The organism is Chryseobacterium sp. C3 (assembly GCF_014218905.1).
Taxonomy (GTDB): Bacteria; Bacteroidota; Bacteroidia; order Flavobacteriales; family Weeksellaceae; genus Chryseobacterium; species Chryseobacterium mucoviscidosis.
In genome coordinates this window covers 342888-361443 of sequence record NZ_JACLCU010000001.1, presented here as the reverse complement: position 1 = coordinate 361443, position 18556 = coordinate 342888, and the positions used below count along the sequence as shown (strand labels likewise).

The following is an 18556-nucleotide window of genomic DNA, read 5'->3' as shown; positions in this document are numbered from 1 at the left end:
GGAACTTCGGTTCCGTTTTTATTTTAATAAACATGCTTTAGCAAAAATTTTTATTATCTTCTTTTCCTGTAAAAAAGGATCATGAAAATTTGGAATTTCTTTACTGTAATTAATATAGTTATTATTCTCATTTAATAAACCTGATGCTCTCATGAAAAAAATACTAAAAATACCCCGAGCATAATTAATAGAAATATCAAATTGTTTTGAAAGGGGTTTGTAAAAATGTGTTTTATAAGTAATTATTTGAATTGCATCAATTGTCTTATTATTATGATATCGGAATCTCCCAAAAATAACTTTTAAAGCATTTTCTGTTAGTGAGATTCCATATTTTAAAAATATTTCTTTAAATATTTCTTTCATAAAAAATCTTTTTCCATAAAAGTCATTATATAATGTGTCAAAATTCTGATCAATATTAAGAGAATTTAAAGTTTGATTACAGATTTCTAAAGTTTGAAGTATTCGATTATATTTTTCAATAAAATTTTCTTTATGTGATGAAAAAAAATAATCACGTTTCTTATACTCCCATTCAAGATAAAATTTATAATCATTTGAGGCAATAAATTTATACAATTCTATTAATTTCAAATGTTTTTTCGCTTCATAGATATCAACTGTTTTAAATCCTAAATTTTTATGTTTTGAATTATCAATAAACATCTGGCAATTTTCTCTGTTGAAATACCAAGATTGGAAAAGTTCTTCAACTTTTACTTTATTATTATTAAAAAATAAATCAAATTTCTCAAGTCTATTTGTAAGTTCAATATCTTCCATGGTTTTAATAATTACGATAATTATTTTTAATTTAATTAATTTTCACTAAATGTAGTAAAAAGATATTTGTTAATGATTTATATACGGAAACACCAATTCGATTATTAAAGCAACGCAATAATAACAAAACTTAAAACGGAACTTCGGTTCCGTTTTTTTTATATATTGGGATTCAGAAATTTTAAGATTATATTTGCGATATCAAAGAAGCACAATGGTAGAGACGAGAAATAACAAAATCCCGGTGTATGCTGTAATTTTTACAGTCGTTTTTAAACTTTTATTTTTACTTACAAATTATATTCAGGAAGATGCTTTCATTACGTGGAGAGTTGCACAAAACCTTCTGGATTACGGAGTGATCGGCTTCAACGGCGATACAAAGATATCTGCTTCTACAACGCATCTTTATGTTTTTGTTTCGTATCTGTTTAATTTAATTTTCGGAAAAGAAAATTTTATAGAACCGCTTCTTGTTTTTAACTCAATACTTTTTACCATAGGAAGTTTATTGCTTTCGCATCTGGTTTTAAAAAATGTATGGCACAAAGCTATTTTTATCTTTTTAATCGGAATTTTACCTCCGGCAATCAAAATTTCCATCCTCGGAATGGAGTACGGAATTCTTTTCTTACTGGAAATGGCATTGCTGTATTATGGCTTTCATAAAGGAAAAAAATGGGCTTTCATTGTTTTGCCGATCCTTATTTTGTTCACAAGAATTGATACAATTATATTTTTAGGAATTGTATTTTTAATCGATCTTTTGTGGAATAAAAAAATAAGATGGAGCTATATTTTAGGTGGTATTTTAGGAATTTCAGTGGTCTTGGCTTTCAACTGGTTCTACTTTGGAGAGTTGGTTAACAATACCATTATTGCTAAAAAATTGGCATATGATAAAAACTTTACATTCCAGCAAAATGCAGAATATTTCTGGCTGAACTTCGGAAACTTCTGGGGAATGCTGAAACTTCCCGGAGACTTCAATCCACTGACTGTTTTACTGCTGATTTTCGAATTGCTAAGCTTCATTTATTTGGTAAGACAAAGAGACAGAAGAAATGTATTTTTGTGGATGATCTTTATTTTCGGATGGGTAAAACAGCTTATTTTTATTTCCCAAAAAAGTCTTTTCGACTGGTATTACTGGGTGCCGCAGATTTTACTTTTCGTTCCGGTTGTAATTTTTATTTTGGAGCAAAAAGTAAAAAGAAATCTTTGGCTGTCCTTATTAATTGTCATTTATATCATTCCAATGCTGGCTTTCCAGACGGTGCACTCAATTGCTACAGGAAACGGAGAATGGAATTACAGAAGAACAATCGGAACATTTTTAAATCAGTACGAAAAAGACAAAAATCAATGGATTTTCCTTGAACCTGCAGGGTATGTTCCGTATTTTTCAGGGTTAAAAACCATCGATGAAGTAGGTTTGGTCGATAAAAAAGTACAGGAAGAAATTAAAAAAGACAAGCCGAATTTCTGGATCAATACCGTGAAAAACAGAAAGCCCAAATATCTACTTTCTTACGATGATCTTTTTAAATCTAAAAATGCTGAGTATCTGAAAATTCATTATAAACTGATTAAAGAATTCCGTGTAAAGGATCATCTGAAAAGTGATAATAAGATTTTAGAAAAGATTTATATTTTAAAACCCTCCGGAACGGATTATAATTTATACGAAAGAATTGATTAATTTTAGATTTTGCTGGAAGATAGAAGTAAGGATGCAGGAAGTTTAAAGTTTATTGTAAAGACTCATCAACTCCAAAACCCTCAAGCTCTAATACACTAAAACAACTAAAACTATGAAATACTGTGCATTTCTCCGTGGCGTCAACGTAAAAGGAACCAATATGAAAATGGCGGAAGTCTGTCAGGTTTTCAATAATGCAGGAATGAATGACGTTATTTCAATTTTAGCATCAGGAAATATTGTTTTTTCCTCCGATAAAAAAGCCGATGAATTAAAGACAATCCTCGAAAAGGCAATGTCAGAACATTTTTCTTACGAAGCTTATCTGTTCATCAAATCTCAGGAGGAAACAGAACAGTTTTGGAACGGAAATCCCTTTGAAAAAAATGATGATCTCCATATCTATGCTTTCGTAACGAATGATGGTGTCGAAAATAGTTTAATCAAGGAATTCGAAAGCGCTTCAAAAACAGAAAATGAAATCGCTAAAATCGTCAATAACATCTTTTATTGGCAGGTTCCGAAAGGAAATACTTTAGATTCTGCTTTCGGGAAAATTTTAGGTAAAAAAAGCATGAAAGACCAGTTTACAAGCAGAAATATTAATACTTTTGAGAAGATTTTAAAGAAATTTTAATGCTTACAGGTATAGTTTACTTTCTGATAATTTTTGCTTTAGCCAATTTCTTTTATTTCGTCTATCCTGAAAGCTCAAAAATCGGAAAGAGATTTTTGATAAGTTTAGGTATTGTCATTACAATTTCAATCATCATTTCTTTGTTTGAAGGAAAAAGTTTTATTATTGAAGGCATCGTAACTATTACCGGATATTATTTATTACTTTTTCTTGTTCACTGGATCATTATCAAAATTCTGAAGAAAAATAATTACTGGATCTATCATCTTTTATTTTTACTGATGGCAACATTTGTAACCATATTTTTCACGGCCTTAATGCAGGATATTTTTAGGTATTCCTAAAATAATTTGCTTTAATAAATCTTTTGGGGAAGCGTAGCAAAACCCGCCAAATAATTTCGGATTTCCGAACTTTCTCCCTATTTTTACTGAACTTTTTAATTAAAAATAAAATGATTCAGTATTTAGATAATATTCATCACAAAGATTCCAAAAACTTTTTCTTAATTGCCGGTCCCTGCATCATAGAAGGCGAAGATATGGCGCTGAAAATTGCCGAAAAAGTGGTGGAATTAACCAATAAATATAATATTCCCTACATTTTTAAAGGAAGTTTTAAAAAAGCCAACCGAAGCAGAGTAGACTCTTTTACCACAATCGGAGAAGAAAAATCTCTGGAAATCCTTAAAAAAGTAGGAGAAACATTCAATATCCCCACAACAACAGATATTCACGAAAACGAGCACGCAGCTTTGGCGGCGCAATATGTAGATGTGTTGCAGATTCCTGCGTTTTTGGTTCGCCAGACAGACCTTTTGGTTGCCGCAGCACAAACAGGAAAATGTGTCACCTTAAAAAAAGGACAGTTTCTTTCTCCGGAATCCATGAAATTTGCCGTTGAAAAAATTACAGACTCAGACAATCAGAAAGTGGCGATCATTGAAAGAGGAAATACCTTTGGTTACACAGATTTGGTGGTAGATTACAGAGGAATTCCAACCATGAGAAACTATGCACCTGTCATTCTGGATGTTACGCATTCCCTGCAACAGCCGAATCAAAGTTCAGGAGTTACAGGAGGAAGACCGGATCTTATTGAGACCATCGCAAAAGCCGGAATCGCAGTCGGCGCAGACGGAATTTTCATCGAAACGCATCCCACTCCCGAAACCGCTTTGTCCGACGGAGCCAATATGTTGAGACTGGATCTTCTGGAAGATTTACTGCAAAAACTAACCAGAGTTCGGGAAGCAATTTTATAATTAAATTCTGTTAAAACTTTTATTTTTTATTTGAAGCTCTTTCCCGCTTTCCATTACAATCTTTTTTTGCAAAAAAGGATTTTCATTACAATCGGGGCTAGGATTGCAGTCTGTATTTCAAGGACAGAAACAGATACAAATCTTCAAAAAACTTCAGATAAGAAATGTTAAATAAAGTTTAAATAAGTTAAAATAAAATTTATATATTCACGTTTGAAATTTTAAAGCATTTCTTTTGAAAAAACTAGTTTTACCATTGAGCCTTATGGTTCCTGCATTAGTATTCTCTCAGGTAAAGAAGAAGAAGGATACAATGAAGACCGCAACTATTGAAGAAGTAGTTTTCCAGAAAAAAGTAACAGGAAAAACCAATGACATCACCGCCGTAAAAATTTCGGCAAAAGATGCTCAGAATGTGGCGAGTATTTCCGGTGGGATCGAAGGAATCCTTAAGACTTTACCTTCCGTAAACTCAAATACGGAGCTTTCTTCACAATATATGGTTCGTGGCGGAAACTATGACGAAAACCTGATCTATATTAATGATATCGAAATTTACAGACCATTCCTCATCAGAAATTCTCAGCAGGAAGGGTTAAGCATCATCAATCCCGATATGGTTTCCACCGTCAATTTCTCAGCCGGAGGTTTCGAGCCGAGATACGGTGATAAAATGTCATCTGCTTTAAATATCTATTACCGTGAACCTGAAAAATTTGAAGTTTCCGGAGAAGGAAGTTTAATCGGAGGAAGATTATCCACCGGTTTTGCTGTCGGAAAAGACAAAGAAGGAAACAGGAAATTTACCGCCTTATTTTCAGGAAGATACAGAAATACCAACCTTGTTCTTAATACCCTAAAAGAAGATACAGACTTCAATCCGAAATACATGGATTTTCAGACGTATCTGAATTATCATTTCAGTCCGAAATTTACGGCTTCATTCATCGGATATTATTCCAAGAATGATTACGAAATGATCCCGAAAGCAAGGAGTGTAGACTTCGGATCTTTACAGCAACCGATTAATTTAACAGTAAATTACGGTGGCCGTGAAGACGATAAGTATAAAAATATGATGGGAACATTCTCCCTGAATTATAAGCCATCCGATAAATGGAGATTTACTTTAGACGCTTTTGCCTACCAAAACCGTGAAAGAGAATATTATACCATTGCTTCGGCTTACGTTTTACAGACTTTTGATCCGATCACGGGAGAACCCGTTACTTCATACGATACTGGCGGACAAATAGAGCATGCACGAAATGATTTATATGTAAAAACATACGGAACGCAGTTCAGAACCCGTTTTTCGCCTAACGTAAATACAGATATTGAAGTCGGATTTAAATATGAAAAAGAAAACCTGAAAGATCTTACCAACGAATGGAAACTGGTAGATTCTGCGGGATACAGCACGCCGATTTCCGCACTTTTAGATCCCAGAAATCCGCCGGATTTAAAATTATATTACAGCATTGCAGGGAAAAATGATATTCAGCCGACAAGAATGTCTGCTTACGCCCAGTATTCTCAGAAATTTTTCTGGGGAAGCAATAAAGTGTTTGTAAACGCCGGAGCAAGAGTTTCGCACTGGAGTTTCAATAACGAAACTATTTTCTCTCCGAGAGCTCAGTTTGCAATCAAGCCGGATTGGGATACCGATATGTTGTTCAGGCTTTCCGGAGGTATCTATTATCAGGCTCCTTTTTACAAGGAAATCAAAGACTTAGACGGAAATTTTAATTCAAATATAAAATCCCAGAGGTCTATTCAGGCAATTCTTGCGAATGATTACGAATTCCAGATGTATGACAGACCGTTTAAACTGACCACGGAATTGTACTACAAGAAAATGAATGATCTGATTCCGTATTTCATGGACAACGTGAGAATTCGTTACTCCGGAAAAAATAATGCTTCAGGATACGCATACGGAATTGATACCAGATTGTTCGGAGAATTTGTTCCCGGAGTGGATTCATGGTTATCGGCAAGTTATGCCCGAGTGTATGAAAATATTGATGGGAGAGGAGACATTCCGAGACCAACGGATCAAAGGTTAAGATTTGCGATGTTCTATCAGGATTATATGCCGAGATTCCCGAAAATGCGCGTCAATCTTACGTTAACCTATGCGATGGGATTGCCTACAGGATCGCCGATTGTTCTGGATGAAAACAGAAAAATAGATTATCTCGCAGGATATTCCTATCAAAAGACATTGCCATCTTATAAAAGAGTAGATTTAGGACTTTCTTACGCCTTTATTGATCCGAAAGAAAAAAATCAGGCATATGGTTTTTGGGGAAATTTTGATGAACTAACTTTGGGCGTTCAGGTTTTCAATGCCTTCAATATCAGAAATACAGTTTCCAATCAGTGGATTACCGATGCGAATACCAATCTGATGTATCCCGTTCCTGTACGTTTAACAGGGCGTTTCTTCAATGTAAAACTTGAATTTAGAATAAAATAAATACAGACTCCTGAAATTTTTCGGGAGTTTTTTTATTTCCTGAATTTTATAACATCTTTACAGAATTTTATAACGAAGGTTGTCTTCATATTTTTAACTTTGTTTCAGTGAAAAAGATTCTTGCCATACTGTTCTCTGTATTCTACTTCGGTTTTTCTTCCGGAGCGGTTTTCAGTGTTCATTATTGCATGAATGAACTGGCTTCCATCAGTCAGAAAGTGGATGATGTCTGCAACAAATGTGGCGTAAAAACCAAAAAGAACTGCTGCAAAACCGAGATCAAAATCGTAAAAGTTGATGATTCTCAAAAGTCAGATTTTCTTAAAATTGATTTTTTAAAGCAGATTCATGATGTTCACAAAAACGTTTTTTTCTTCGTAGATCATTCTTTTTCAGCTACAAAATTTACTCAGATTCAGATCAATGCGCCGCCGGAAAAACGCTCCGTTCCGATCTTTATCAGTCATTGTAATTTTAGAATTTAAAATCTGTCAGTCGTTTGATCTTTACGAACGACACGGCTTGTCGCTTTACGCGATCAATTTACCAATTCTTTCTTAAAAATTAATTCTAAAATTTAAAACAATGAAAAAATATATCATTACAGCAATATTCTCATTATTCTCAATTATTTCAATTTCAGCGCAATCTAAAAAAGACGTACAGGTTACAAAACTATATCAGAAATATATTGCTATAAAATCTGCTTTGGCTTCAGACGATGCCGATAAAACATCAAAAGCAGCTACGGAATTCATTAAAACAGCTTCTACAATTGATTACAAACAGGTTTCGGAAGGAAATTTAAATATTCTAAGAAAAGATGCTACTGTAATTTCTGAAGCAAGAAACATCAGTACACAAAGAGAAACATTTATGAATCTTTCCGATAATATGATCGCTCTGGCAAAAGAATTCAAAGTTTCTGAAAATCCGGTTTATGTTCAGTATTGTCCGATGGCGGATGGAAGCTGGCTGAGTGATGAATCCAAGATTGTAAATCCTTACTACGGAAAATCTATGCTTTCCTGCGGAAATGTAAATACAACAATTAAATAATATTCTTATTTTATTATAATATAATAAGTTGTATAGCTTAAATTAAAATTTACTTTAATATATTGATTTGGAGGGTATTCCAAAAATTTGAGATCTTAGTTAAGTGAAACGCCTTTGTGAACTTAAAAATATTCTCAATAATTTCAACAAAATCTTTGCGAGCTTTACGTTAAAAATTAAGTGATTTTAGATTTTCTACTTCACATCGTTTTGCTCAAAATGAAAGTTTTTAAAATTTAATTCAGGCTATACAATTTAAAAAAACTTCGAAATATTATGAAAAAGATAATAATATTTCTGCTGTTTTTATTCTCTGTTTTCAGTTTTTCACAGGTTATAAAAACCTATTTCACTTGTCCGATGCATCCTGAAATCGTTTCTTCAAAACCGGAAGACTGCCCGAAATGCGGAATGACTTTAAGGAAAAAAGTAGTTGCTGTAAAACCGAAGACTATTTCAAAGCCGGAGGGAAAATTTGCACAGAAAACAGAAATAAAATCAAAAGAAATTAATAATAAGAGTAAGGCTAAGATTGAGAAAAAGAATGATTCTAAAAAGGCAGACAAAGCTTATAAATCAAATGTTTCTAAACCTGTTTTAAATACATCTGAGACTAAAGTTTTAACACAGTCAAAGTCTCATTCTAAAACCCAATCTCAGTCTCAAAAATATACCTGTCCGATGCATCCGGAAATCATTTCAGACAAAACCGGAAAATGTCCGAAATGCGGAATGGATCTGATAGAAATTGAAAATCATTCACAGCATCAATCTGATCCGAAACCAAAATCTGATAACTCTGAGTTAAAAAGAAATTCGGAAAACGGCAGAGTAAGTTTTGGAGGAAAAACAGTTCGTTATGATTTATATGTCAAAGATACAATCGTAAATTTTACAGGAAAAAACCGCAGAGCAATTGCTGTCAACGGAAAATTACAGGCTCCGACTTTATATTTTACGGAAGGCGATACTGCCGAAATTTATCTTCACAATATGCTCAAAGAAAACACAGGATTTCACTGGCACGGCGTAATTTTACCGAATGAACATGACGGAGTTCCGTATTTAACAACAAAACCAGTAAAACCGGGAGAAACGCATCTGTATAAATTTAAAGTTTCCCAAAACGGAACATATTGGTATCATTCTCATGAAAGTTTGCAGGAACAGATCGGGATGAACGGAATTTTAGTCTTTCAGAAACGAGAAGGAGAGCCAAAAGTAAATTATACTCAGGAAATCCCTGTTTTACTCGGCGATTGGAGTGATGAAAATCCGATGCAGATTGCAAGAAGACTTCATATGGCGAATACAGATTGGTATGCCATTAAGAAAAATGCTGTGCAGAGTTACTGGGAAGCTATAAAATCAGGAAACTTCAGAACAAAAGTGCTGAATGAATGGAAAAGGATGGAAGCTATGGATGTAAGTGATGTTTTCTACGATAAATTTCTCATCAATGGACAGCCAAGTTCTGACTATTCAAGTTTGAAAGCTGGCGATAAAGTTCGGCTGAGAGTGGCAAATGGAGGTTCATCCACTTATTTCTGGCTGAATTTCGGAGGCGGACAGATAAAAGTAGTAGGAAATGACGGAAACGATGTGGTTCCGGTAGAAGTCGACCGACTGATTGTGGGAGTTTCTGAAACGTATGATATTGAAGTCACCATCCCGGAAAATAAAAGTTTTGAATTTAGGGCAACTTCGGAGGACAGAATTGGTCATGCTTCGCTTTGGCTGGGTTCAGGGGAAAAAATTGAAGCTCCAAATTTACCACGGTTAAAGCTTTTTGAAGGCATGAAAATGATGAACGGAATGATGGAAATGAGCGGAAATATGAAGCCGATGAACATGACGATGGGCAATCAGATGATGGATATGAACGAAGTGATGTACCCCGAACTTTCTGAAAGTCAACGAAAAATGACCATGAAGCACATGAATGAGATGATGGGCATCAAAACCCAAGAGGAAAACGAAGAGCATTCCGGTCATTCGATGGAAATGAAGGAAGAAAAATCAATTAAAAGACTGTATTATAATTTATTGAAGTCTCCTGAGAAAACCATTCTTCCGACAGAAAACGTCCGCGAACTGAAATTTACTTTGGAAGGAAATATGAATCATTATCTCTGGACTTTAGATAATAAAACGGTGACGGAAACCGATAAAATTTTAGTCAAAAAAGGAGAAATTCTGAGGATTACAATGTATAACAATTCGATGATGCGCCATCCGATGCATCTTCACGGACATGATTTCAGATTAATCAACTCAAAAGGTGAATATTCTCCGCTGAAAAATGTGGTAGACATCATGCCGATGGAAACCAATACGATTGAATTTGCTGCCAATCAGGATGGCGACTGGTTTTTCCACTGCCACATTCTGTATCATATGATGGCGGGAATGGGAAGAATTTTCAGCTATGAAAATTCTAAACCGAATCCACAACTACCCGACAGAAAACTGGCTTGGAAAAATTTTCTGAAAGATAACAGGATGATAAGCTCAATGGCAATGCTTAATCTTAACAGCAATAAAATACATGCAGAAACCATGACGATGTTCGGACCGAGATGGGCAAATTTAAATGAATTTCATTCGAACTGGGATTTCAATCATTTTGACGGTAATTTTAAAGTCGGCAGATTTTTAGGGAAATTCCAGTGGGCAATTCCTTACGTGGGTTTCAGAATTCAGAAAAATCATGAAATTATGGAACGAAAAATGGCAGAAGAAATGGGAATGGATTTTCAGGGTAAAAAAACATGGTTCGGACAGCGGAAAGCTTCCAAAACTCAGGGTGCATTTACGGTCGGAATGCAGTATCTTTTGCCGATGCTCATTACAGCGGATGCAAGTGTAGACCAGAACGGAAAGGTTTTACTGGAGTTTAGCAGAGAAGATATCCCGCTTTCAAGAAGGCTTCGCGGAAATTTTACGGTTAATTCTGATGGCGAATTCAATACAGGTTTGCGCTATATTTTACAGAAATGGCTTTCTGTTTCCGGAAATTATGATAATGAAATGGGATGGGGAGCCGGAATTACCCTTACTTATTAAAATTTTTATAAAACAATAGAATATTCAATCCTTCAAGATTTTTAAATTTTGGAGGATTTTTATTTTCTTGAGATTGTATAAAATTTATCTGAAAGTTTGCTGCACTTTCATTTAACCACAAAAGGGACAAAAGATTTTGATGCGTTTTTAAAGTTAAAAAGTAAAAGAATAAAAGAGCGCAACAGTTTTAAAAAATCTCTGATTTTTATACTTTTAAGCACTTTGATTATTCTGAAAATTTGCTTTATAATTATCTTTTGTACCTTTTGCTGTTTACATTCGAAGATAATTAAATTAAAAAAATTATCCGTGAAAAATGTCTGGAAACTACATTTCCAGTCGAATTGTTTTTTCAACCAGTTTTTGATTAAAGCTTTCAGGAACCATTCTTAACATGAAATTCCTTAAAAAAGTTCCTTTTTCCCATTGAGAAATCTGCCCGATTTTCCAGCTTGTATCGACTACATAATCTACTTTTTTTCTTCTGACTTTCTGAAAATTTTCAAAAACTTCATTAAAATTCTGATGGTTTTCCAACAGCTTTCCGATAACATAAGCATCTTCAATTGACTGACAGGCTCCCTGTCCGAGATTCGGCGTTGTTGCGTGTGCTGCATCACCGATCAGACAAAGATGATTCGTGTGCCATTTCGGAATAGGAGCGAGGTCGATAATTTCGTTAAAAATGATATTTTCCTGAAATGTTTTCTCCATAATTTCAAGAACCAGAGGATGAAACCCGTAAAAATTTTCAGCTAATTGATTTTCATTCTGATAAATGTTTTTATTGATAACAGCGTACCAGTATATTTTTCGGTCTGTCATTCTTACAAACCCAAAACGTTTTCCTTTTCCCCAGGCTTCAATGGCTTCATGATGAAAATTTTCAGGAAGATCAAATTCTGCCAATCCGCGCCAGCACAATTGATGTGTATTTCTGATGGTTCCGGTTCCGAAAATCTGATTTCTTACTTTTGAATGAATTCCGTCTGCTCCGAAAACAATTTTGCTTTCAGTTTCAGTTCCGTTTTCAAAATGTAGAATATAATTTTCTTTCTTCTCAATTTTGTTCAGCGCATGATTCAGTTGAATAGTTTCATAGCCGATATTTTCCGCTAAAATCTTTTGCAGATCGGCTCTGTGAATAGCAACGTTGCAGGAATTGTACTTTTTTTCCAATTCCAGAACATTGGTTTTAGAGATGCGTTTCAACTTTTCATCTGTAATCGAAATGCCGTGAATTTTGTTTCCCGCCTGTTCGATTTTTTCTTTTAAGCCTAACTTATCAAAAATCTGCATTGCGTTGATTGCCATCATAATTCCGGAACCGACAGGTTTTATTTCCGCTGCCGATTCATAGATGGTAAAATCAATGTTTTGTTGTTTCAGGATATTTCCTAATGTTAAACCGCCGATTCCGCCTCCGATGATGGATATTTCATTCATTATTTTAGATTTTTCAATTCGCTCAGAAGTTGGTTCTGTTTACTGATAAAATTCTCCAGACTGTCTGTTTTTAAAGGATGTGCATTCTGATATTTTTCAATTTCAGGAAGGGTTTTTCTGATTTTGAAAATTGTATACGTATCGTGAATTCTTTCGCGGTTTTTTGTAATTTCTTCAATCAGATCTTTTATTTTCTTCACTTTAAGATTATATTGCTGTTCACTTCTCTTAATCTCTGCTTCAATTACTTTTCGTGATATTGAATCGCTTACAGATTTAGCCAAAGATTCCGCATTGCTGTAATAGGTTTCAGATTTGCTAATTACGTCATCATATTCAAGAGTTGCATCGTCTGTTTTGCTGTCGATCATACTTACTTTTTCATCAAGAGCCTGAAGATTTTTATCGTTTTTAAGTAACTCATCATAAATCTGATGAACCATATCATCTTCACGGGAAGAAAGTCTTGTTCCTTTTGTTATGGAGCTTGAAGCGGAAGATTCCGCATTGTCCACTGCGTTTTCAACCAAAGGTTTATTTTCGGATCTGCTTTCATTGCAGGAAAACATGGCTAAAAGCAGGGTAGAAGTAAAAAATAATTTTTTCATGTTGTGTATATATTTAATATGAGTTCGGATAAGTCTTCTTAAACGCAATGCTAAACAAAGAGATTCAATTATTAAGAATTCAGCTTTTAAGATATACAATGGCGTAAAACTTATTAAAGTAATACTATTTTGTCTTTTTTAAATAAACGAAGCGCCTTTTTTTAGCTACAAACTTTCAATAAGCAAAAAAATCTTTTGTTTTTCTTTGCGATAAATTATTATAATGCTATAAATCAATTATTTAAAGTTATTTTTTATCCGAACTGAAGTTATTTAATTTTTGATTTCAGGAAGTAGAAGATCTGCCGGACTTATCGTGAAAAACAGATCAGGATAGACAAAATCCAGAGAACGGTTTTCTTCACCTCTCAGCCGGAAAAACTCTTTTTCCTTTTCTTCATCGGCTAAAATAAATAATTCTCCGGTTGAAAAATACGGTTGGTTGTCCTTAAATCTGATAAAAGTTTTGGAAGTCCTGAACGTCATTCCCAACCATCTGTTATCCGTAAAATCTTTGGAATTAGGATTAGAATTCAGAACAATTTTATGCTGAAACTTTTTGTTCGTTTCTACAGAAAATAGTACAACAGAATGATGATCCAGTATAATTTCAGATTCTTCTTCCGTGATTTTGTCTTTTATAACAAGCTTCCTGAGCTGATTTTCTTTTAACTGATCTGGATTTTCATAGCATGAAAACAAAGCAATAAATGAATGATCTTCCAGATCCAAAGCCTGATCGGAATGAAATCCCATTTTCGAGTACGAAGAATCATACACTTCAATCAATGCATTGTTGAAATGCTGTTCAGGCACATCTTTCTTTTCGCCAGAAATGGCTTGATTAATTTGTTCAACCACGGAATGATGAACCTCAGAAAAGAGATTCGCCGGAATTTGATATCTTGTCGTTGTCCTTACAACAGCAAAAGTTCCGTTTTCTTCTTTCACGAGATGATTTCCGAGCCTGCCTTTTCCTGTTGCTTCAAAATCCGCAGAATTCAAGAGATTTTCAAATGTATTTTGCTTTTCAGGAAGCCGTATTTTATAAAATCCGGAGCTGCTCATTACAGGATTGGTTTTTCATAATCGCCCAGATTCATGCTGAAATGGGTGGTTTTATAGTTTACCTTATTCTCCGTCATGTTCTCTTCGTAATAAGAATTGCGCAGTTCCGCCTGCATTTCGGGAGTCATGCTTTCCAATTTAACATAATTATCACTTTCTTTGATGTAGGTCTGATTGTCTCTGTACATCGCCTCAAGATTCGAACAACGAACCACATATCCCATTCTTATCGGAATCTGATCGACTCCCAAAACAGAAGGGCGGATTTCATGCGTATATAATCTGTTGGTAGACAGCGGAATAATAAACGCAGAGTTCGGATATAAAGTTACGGTAAATTCTTTTTCCAGAGATTCGTCTTCAACCGTTTTCTTAAGCCTGAAATGGAGCCTTGTTAATGCGCTCGTTTGCTTATAACAAACATCAAATCTATCTGTTTCCGATGGTTTTAAATGTTCGGAATTGGAATGGTCGTAGAAAGTACAGAATGCGATCAGTCCTTCTTTTGGCATATCTTTCGTTTTATCGGAGTGGGCTTTAATTTTAGCCTTCACTTCCTTTTCAGCATCGGAAGTTTTCTTTTTGTTCTCGTAAATCTGTACCAAAGCGTGATTCAGATCGGTTTCATATTCAAAAGTTTCCTTTGCACATTCGTTAAGAAGAGCAATAATTTTCCGGTCGGTTTCTCTGAAATTATCTGTCGGTCCTGTCAGATTACTCGAACATCTCAACAAATTAAAATGCAGAGCATCTTCTCCGTTTTCATCGGCTTCATGAGTCACTTTACTCAGATATATACCTTTTCTCAGAGCTTTCGCTTCTTTATTGGATTCTGTAAGTTCCTGAAAATGATGTTCGGATTTTACTTTTTCAAAAATATTTTCCTCGTGAAAAAGTCTTCGGAAATAAACTCCCGCATTGCTTACAATAACCGGAACTTCTCCAATTTGAATAACCTTTGATTTTTCTTCGCTGATATTTTCAAAATTCACCGAAAATTCTTTAATGATATGCAGGAAATGATGGTCTTTCGGAATATTTTCCAAATTTCCGCAGATGTATATTTTTTGATGATCAAGTTCCGGACTAAGCTCATGAACTACGGTTCCGCAGAAATGATCGATGATGTACTGAAGTTCTGTATTGATTTCCTGACTGTTATTTAAAACAACAAGAACATTTTTATCTTTTGATATTTTGTTTTCTTCCGAATGGTTATTCATGTTTCTCAATTGAAAAGTGAAGATAGCTAAAATTTTAAATGTTTTAAAATCTTATAGCCTTTAAGGAATAAATACATTGATTTTCACTCAGTTTTTTTAAGCTAAAGAGGCTTAAAAGAAAATATTCTTGTTGGAAACGCAAAGACGCAAGTTTTTTATTAATTTCAAATCTTTAAGGCGCAAGAAAATCAAAGATTTTCAATAAAAAATGATGCTTAATTTTATCGCAGATAAAATCTTTGCGTCTTAAAACAAGACCGTATGTAATCAATATTTTGTGCCTTTGCGATGGTCATAGCTAATTAATTTAAAGCAATTTAGAATAAAAAAAGACCATCGCAATGACGGTCTTTATCTGTTTTTTAAATTTCAAATTTTACTATTCGTATTTGGAAAAATCAACCGCAAAAATGCATCGGTTTACCTGACTTCCGTTTTGTGCTCCTGCATTCGGTTCATATTCGGTTAAACTCCACAAATAATTATACTGAGACTCATAGTAAAGAGATTCCGCTCCATATGGCCATCTGAAACGTACTGTGTCATCTGCACCATCGGTATAACGCGCTAATCTTGCGTTTGATCCGTAAGAATTGCTTGGAGATCCGGTACAGGAAAGCCATGTTCTGTTGCCTTTTCTGAAAACGCCCTGAATTCCATGCGCATGATTGTCTGTGAAAAGACTGTTTTTCGGAGTCACGGTTACAATTCCTGTATTCTGAAGTCTTCCGTTCGTATCAACCGGAAAACCAAATACTTTCGGGACAATAGAAACATCGGCGCTGCCTGAATAATATTGTCCTGTCCAGAACTGCGTTCCTTCATCATTTACCTGAATCGTAGAGAAAGGATTCGCGTTATTGATTTTCTGATATCCTGTCTGTGGCAATATGTATCTGTAATTGAAAGCGAACAGGTTTCCGTTAGAATCTTTACCACATTTATCATTGGTGGTGTCTCCCGTGCTTACTTCAATAATTTTATTCAGATCGAAAACACGAACGCCTAAATTTGTGCTGCTGAGATAGATTTTACCTTTAAAATAGGCAATTCCGCCTGCATGAACATTCAACGGAGCGTAAGAACCATATTGTGAATAGCCTGTTGTACCTGCCGGAATATCGGGCTGAACCAAAAGAATATGACGGTAAGTAAGATATGTACTGGAACTCGGACTGATGTCAATCAGGGTAATTCGGGAACCTTTAAATTCAGCTTCATCTTTCGCGTACCAACTCACCAAAAGATAACGGACTCCATCTTTAGTAAATCCTGAAATTCCCTGCGGTCTCCAAAGCGAAGTTGTTTCATCATCGGTGTTCCAGCGGATTCCTCTCACTCTGTTTTCTTCAGGAATGTTGAAACCGTAAACTTCGGTATAAGCATTTCCGCCGATTGCCTGACGGTTTTTATCAATCTGTGAAGGGTTTAAAAAGCTGAAACCGGAATTGATGTATGCACTTGTATCTGTGTAAGCATTTACGCTTACGTCTGCGGCAGATTTGCTGAGACTGGCTTTTGAAGATAAATTTTCTTCTTTTAAATTTGAAGCGATGTCATTATCTGTACATCCTATGCTCGTTATGGTAAGCAAAAGCATCCATCCGAAAAGTTTTCTTTGAATCATGATTAATTTAATTTGTTTGGGATTTTAAATTGCATGCGAAACTATCGGATTCTTTTTCTAACTGGATTTCAAGCGGATTAATTATGTATTAAATTTATGTTTTCTGAGTAATTAATTATTATAAATATTTTGGCTGTCAATATAATTCTCTAAATCAAAATCTTGGTTCTGGAAATCCAAAAATATTTTGTAGTCAACTTTAAATGATCCGCGTAGTGCAAACCCGCTAATTCTAAGCTTATTTTCGACTTTCATTTTGGATATATAATTAATCTCTTCCCAGACATCTTTAAATTTTTCGGTATTTCCAATTCTGCTGATCTGTAAAATAGGTTGAGCCTGACTGAAAATTTTACCTCTAATTAGTAGAAAAATATGTTTTCTGAAGAAGATAACATCGGCTTTATTTATCTGATAGCCGCGGAAGGTTTTATTATGTGATACATCAATATCTATCTTTACGTTTTCAATACACAAAAATTCTTTTCCTATTAAGAATTTTAAAAGTTGTTTGTGTTTTTCCTTATAATAAAAATGCGTTCCCACATTTCCTATCACCAAAAAACAGAAAAGCACTACGATAGCAAAATACAGTTCCATAGTTTAGCAAAAATAAAAAAGCGGAACCTGAAAATCAAGCTCCGCGTAGTATTGTTTCGTTAAAAATTACTTCCCTAAATAAGATTTTAAGATCTTACTTCTGGTGTTGTGCTTCAATCTCTTGATCGCTTTTTCTTTGATCTGACGAACTCTCTCTCTTGTAAGGTCGAAAGTTTCCCCGATTTCTTCTAAAGTCATCGGATGTTTTCCGTTCAGTCCGAAGTATAATCTCACCAAATCAGCCTCTCTCGGAGTTAAAGTATTCAATGCTCTTTCGATCTCAATTTGAAGAGATTCAAGCATTAAGTCTTTATCCGGACTTGGAGATTCTCCTGAACGCAATACGTCATAAAGATTAGAATCTTCTCCTTCTACCAAAGGTGCATCCATTGACAGGTGTCTTCCGGAGTTTTTCATCGATTCTTTGATATCTTCCTCGCTCATGTCAAGAACTTCAGCCAATTCTTCCGGAGAAGGTGGTCTTTCGTTTTCCTGCTCAAGGTGAGCGTAAGCTTTGTTGATTTTATTGATGGAACCGATCTTGTTCAACGGCAATCTTACAATTCTCGACTGTTCTGCCAAAGCCTGTAAGATCGACTGACGAATCCACCAAACCGCGTAAGAGATGAATTTGAAACCTCTAGTTTCATCATACCTTTTTGCCGCCTTCATCAGTCCTAAGTTACCTTCATTAATCAAATCGGGTAAAGAAAGACCTTGATTTTGATATTGTTTAGAAACCGATACCACGAAACGAAGGTTGGCTTTAATTAATTTTTCCAGTGCTGCTCTGTCGCCTGCACGGATTCTCTGTGCCAAATCTACCTCTTCGTCCGCAGTAATTAGTTCTACCTTACCAATTTCCTGCAAATACTTGTCTAATGAAGCAGTTTCCCTGTTGGTTACCTGCTTAGTGATTTTTAATTGTCTCATCTATTTTATCCTCAAAAAAGAGTTTCTACTATAATATACGTATGAAACAGTAAAA

The 18556-nt window shown here is 34.7% G+C and carries 16 protein-coding genes; 8 read left to right on the top strand and 8 right to left on the bottom strand.

The features are described from left to right. Positions 1 to 18: 18 nt before the first annotated feature. Entirely contained in the window at positions 19 to 786 is a 768-nt protein-coding gene (locus H6W53_RS01635; protein ID WP_185204603.1) for a hypothetical protein, read from the bottom strand. A 214-nt stretch (positions 787 to 1000) separates the two neighbouring features. On the opposite strand from H6W53_RS01635, the gene H6W53_RS01630 reads away from it, so the two are divergent. The 8 genes from H6W53_RS01630 (at position 1001) to H6W53_RS01595 (ending at position 10996) form a co-directional block, all read left to right on the top strand. Then, on the top strand, positions 1001 to 2488 hold the full coding sequence (locus H6W53_RS01630; RefSeq protein WP_185204602.1) for a hypothetical protein: 1488 nt from the start codon (positions 1001 to 1003) through the stop codon (positions 2486 to 2488). A 112-nt stretch (positions 2489 to 2600) separates the two neighbouring features. Further along, positions 2601 to 3125 carry a DUF1697 domain-containing protein gene (locus tag H6W53_RS01625; protein ID WP_087710245.1) on the top strand — a complete coding sequence of 175 codons (525 nt, stop codon included), beginning with the start codon at positions 2601 to 2603 and terminating at the stop codon, positions 3123 to 3125. Continuing rightward, entirely contained in the window at positions 3125 to 3469 is a 345-nt protein-coding gene (locus H6W53_RS01620) for a hypothetical protein (RefSeq protein ID WP_185204601.1), read from the top strand. Before H6W53_RS01625 ends, H6W53_RS01620 begins: the two co-directional genes overlap by 1 nt. A gap of 110 nt (positions 3470 to 3579) precedes the next feature. Further along, positions 3580 to 4389, top strand: a complete 810-nt coding sequence (gene kdsA, locus H6W53_RS01615; protein ID WP_185204600.1) for a 3-deoxy-8-phosphooctulonate synthase — start codon at positions 3580 to 3582, stop codon at positions 4387 to 4389. 235 nt (positions 4390 to 4624) lie between these two features. Further along, positions 4625 to 6871, top strand: a complete 2247-nt coding sequence (locus H6W53_RS01610; protein WP_076390179.1) for a TonB-dependent receptor plug domain-containing protein — start codon at positions 4625 to 4627, stop codon at positions 6869 to 6871. Between the two features lie 107 nt (positions 6872 to 6978). Beyond that, a complete protein-coding gene (locus tag H6W53_RS01605) occupies positions 6979 to 7356 on the top strand; it encodes an HYC_CC_PP family protein (protein ID WP_185204599.1) in 378 nt (125 codons plus the stop codon). A gap of 100 nt (positions 7357 to 7456) precedes the next feature. Further along, positions 7457 to 7930, top strand: a complete 474-nt coding sequence (locus tag H6W53_RS01600) for a DUF3347 domain-containing protein (RefSeq protein ID WP_185204598.1) — start codon at positions 7457 to 7459, stop codon at positions 7928 to 7930. A gap of 276 nt (positions 7931 to 8206) precedes the next feature. Beyond that, the gene (locus H6W53_RS01595; RefSeq protein ID WP_228457733.1) at positions 8207 to 10996 is read left to right on the top strand and encodes a multicopper oxidase domain-containing protein; all 2790 of its coding nucleotides are present in this window, start codon (positions 8207 to 8209) and stop codon (positions 10994 to 10996) included. Between the two features lie 327 nt (positions 10997 to 11323). Here the strand turns inward: H6W53_RS01595 and H6W53_RS01590 are convergent, their stop codons facing one another. The 7 genes from H6W53_RS01590 to H6W53_RS01560 form a co-directional block, all read right to left on the bottom strand. Then, the gene (locus tag H6W53_RS01590) at positions 11324 to 12442 is read right to left on the bottom strand and encodes an FAD-dependent monooxygenase (RefSeq protein WP_185204597.1); all 1119 of its coding nucleotides are present in this window, start codon (positions 12440 to 12442) and stop codon (positions 11324 to 11326) included. Continuing rightward, complete coding sequence (locus H6W53_RS01585) at positions 12442 to 13050, bottom strand: hypothetical protein (RefSeq protein WP_185204596.1); 609 nt, start codon at positions 13048 to 13050, stop codon at positions 12442 to 12444. The genes H6W53_RS01590 and H6W53_RS01585 overlap by 1 nt, the downstream gene beginning before the upstream one ends. 273 nt (positions 13051 to 13323) lie before the next feature. Beyond that, positions 13324 to 14118, bottom strand: coding sequence for an alpha-ketoglutarate-dependent dioxygenase AlkB (locus H6W53_RS01580; RefSeq protein ID WP_185204595.1), 795 nt, complete (start codon positions 14116 to 14118; stop codon positions 13324 to 13326). Then, positions 14118 to 15341: a hypothetical protein gene (locus H6W53_RS01575; protein ID WP_185204594.1), complete on the bottom strand. Its 1224-nt coding sequence runs from the start codon at positions 15339 to 15341 to the stop codon at positions 14118 to 14120. Before H6W53_RS01575 ends, H6W53_RS01580 begins: the two co-directional genes overlap by 1 nt. A 379-nt stretch (positions 15342 to 15720) precedes the next feature. Beyond that, the gene (locus H6W53_RS01570; protein ID WP_185204593.1) at positions 15721 to 16968 is read right to left on the bottom strand and encodes a hypothetical protein; all 1248 of its coding nucleotides are present in this window, start codon (positions 16966 to 16968) and stop codon (positions 15721 to 15723) included. A 111-nt stretch (positions 16969 to 17079) separates the two neighbouring features. Next, on the bottom strand, positions 17080 to 17568 hold the full coding sequence (locus tag H6W53_RS01565; protein WP_185204592.1) for a hypothetical protein: 489 nt from the start codon (positions 17566 to 17568) through the stop codon (positions 17080 to 17082). Positions 17569 to 17634: 66 nt separating this feature from the next. Continuing rightward, entirely contained in the window at positions 17635 to 18501 is an 867-nt protein-coding gene (locus H6W53_RS01560) for an RNA polymerase sigma factor RpoD/SigA (RefSeq protein ID WP_027385416.1), read from the bottom strand. Between the last annotated feature and the right edge of the window lie 55 nt (positions 18502 to 18556).

Coding starts and splice junctions, on each gene's coding strand:
- H6W53_RS01635 (WP_185204603.1), bottom strand. CDS start 786: ATGGAAGATATTGAACTTACAAATAGACTTGAGAAATTTGATTTATTT.
- H6W53_RS01630 (WP_185204602.1), top strand. CDS start 1,001: ATGGTAGAGACGAGAAATAACAAAATCCCGGTGTATGCTGTAATTTTT.
- H6W53_RS01625 (WP_087710245.1), top strand. CDS start 2,601: ATGAAATACTGTGCATTTCTCCGTGGCGTCAACGTAAAAGGAACCAAT.
- H6W53_RS01620 (WP_185204601.1), top strand. CDS start 3,125: ATGCTTACAGGTATAGTTTACTTTCTGATAATTTTTGCTTTAGCCAAT.
- kdsA (WP_185204600.1), top strand. CDS start 3,580: ATGATTCAGTATTTAGATAATATTCATCACAAAGATTCCAAAAACTTT.
- H6W53_RS01600 (WP_185204598.1), top strand. CDS start 7,457: ATGAAAAAATATATCATTACAGCAATATTCTCATTATTCTCAATTATT.
- H6W53_RS01595 (WP_228457733.1), top strand. CDS start 8,207: ATGAAAAAGATAATAATATTTCTGCTGTTTTTATTCTCTGTTTTCAGT.
- H6W53_RS01590 (WP_185204597.1), bottom strand. CDS start 12,442: ATGAATGAAATATCCATCATCGGAGGCGGAATCGGCGGTTTAACATTA.
- H6W53_RS01585 (WP_185204596.1), bottom strand. CDS start 13,050: ATGAAAAAATTATTTTTTACTTCTACCCTGCTTTTAGCCATGTTTTCC.
- H6W53_RS01580 (WP_185204595.1), bottom strand. CDS start 14,118: ATGAGCAGCTCCGGATTTTATAAAATACGGCTTCCTGAAAAGCAAAAT.
- H6W53_RS01575 (WP_185204594.1), bottom strand. CDS start 15,341: ATGAATAACCATTCGGAAGAAAACAAAATATCAAAAGATAAAAATGTT.
- H6W53_RS01570 (WP_185204593.1), bottom strand. CDS start 16,968: ATGATTCAAAGAAAACTTTTCGGATGGATGCTTTTGCTTACCATAACG.
- H6W53_RS01565 (WP_185204592.1), bottom strand. CDS start 17,568: ATGGAACTGTATTTTGCTATCGTAGTGCTTTTCTGTTTTTTGGTGATA.
- H6W53_RS01560 (WP_027385416.1), bottom strand. CDS start 18,501: ATGAGACAATTAAAAATCACTAAGCAGGTAACCAACAGGGAAACTGCT.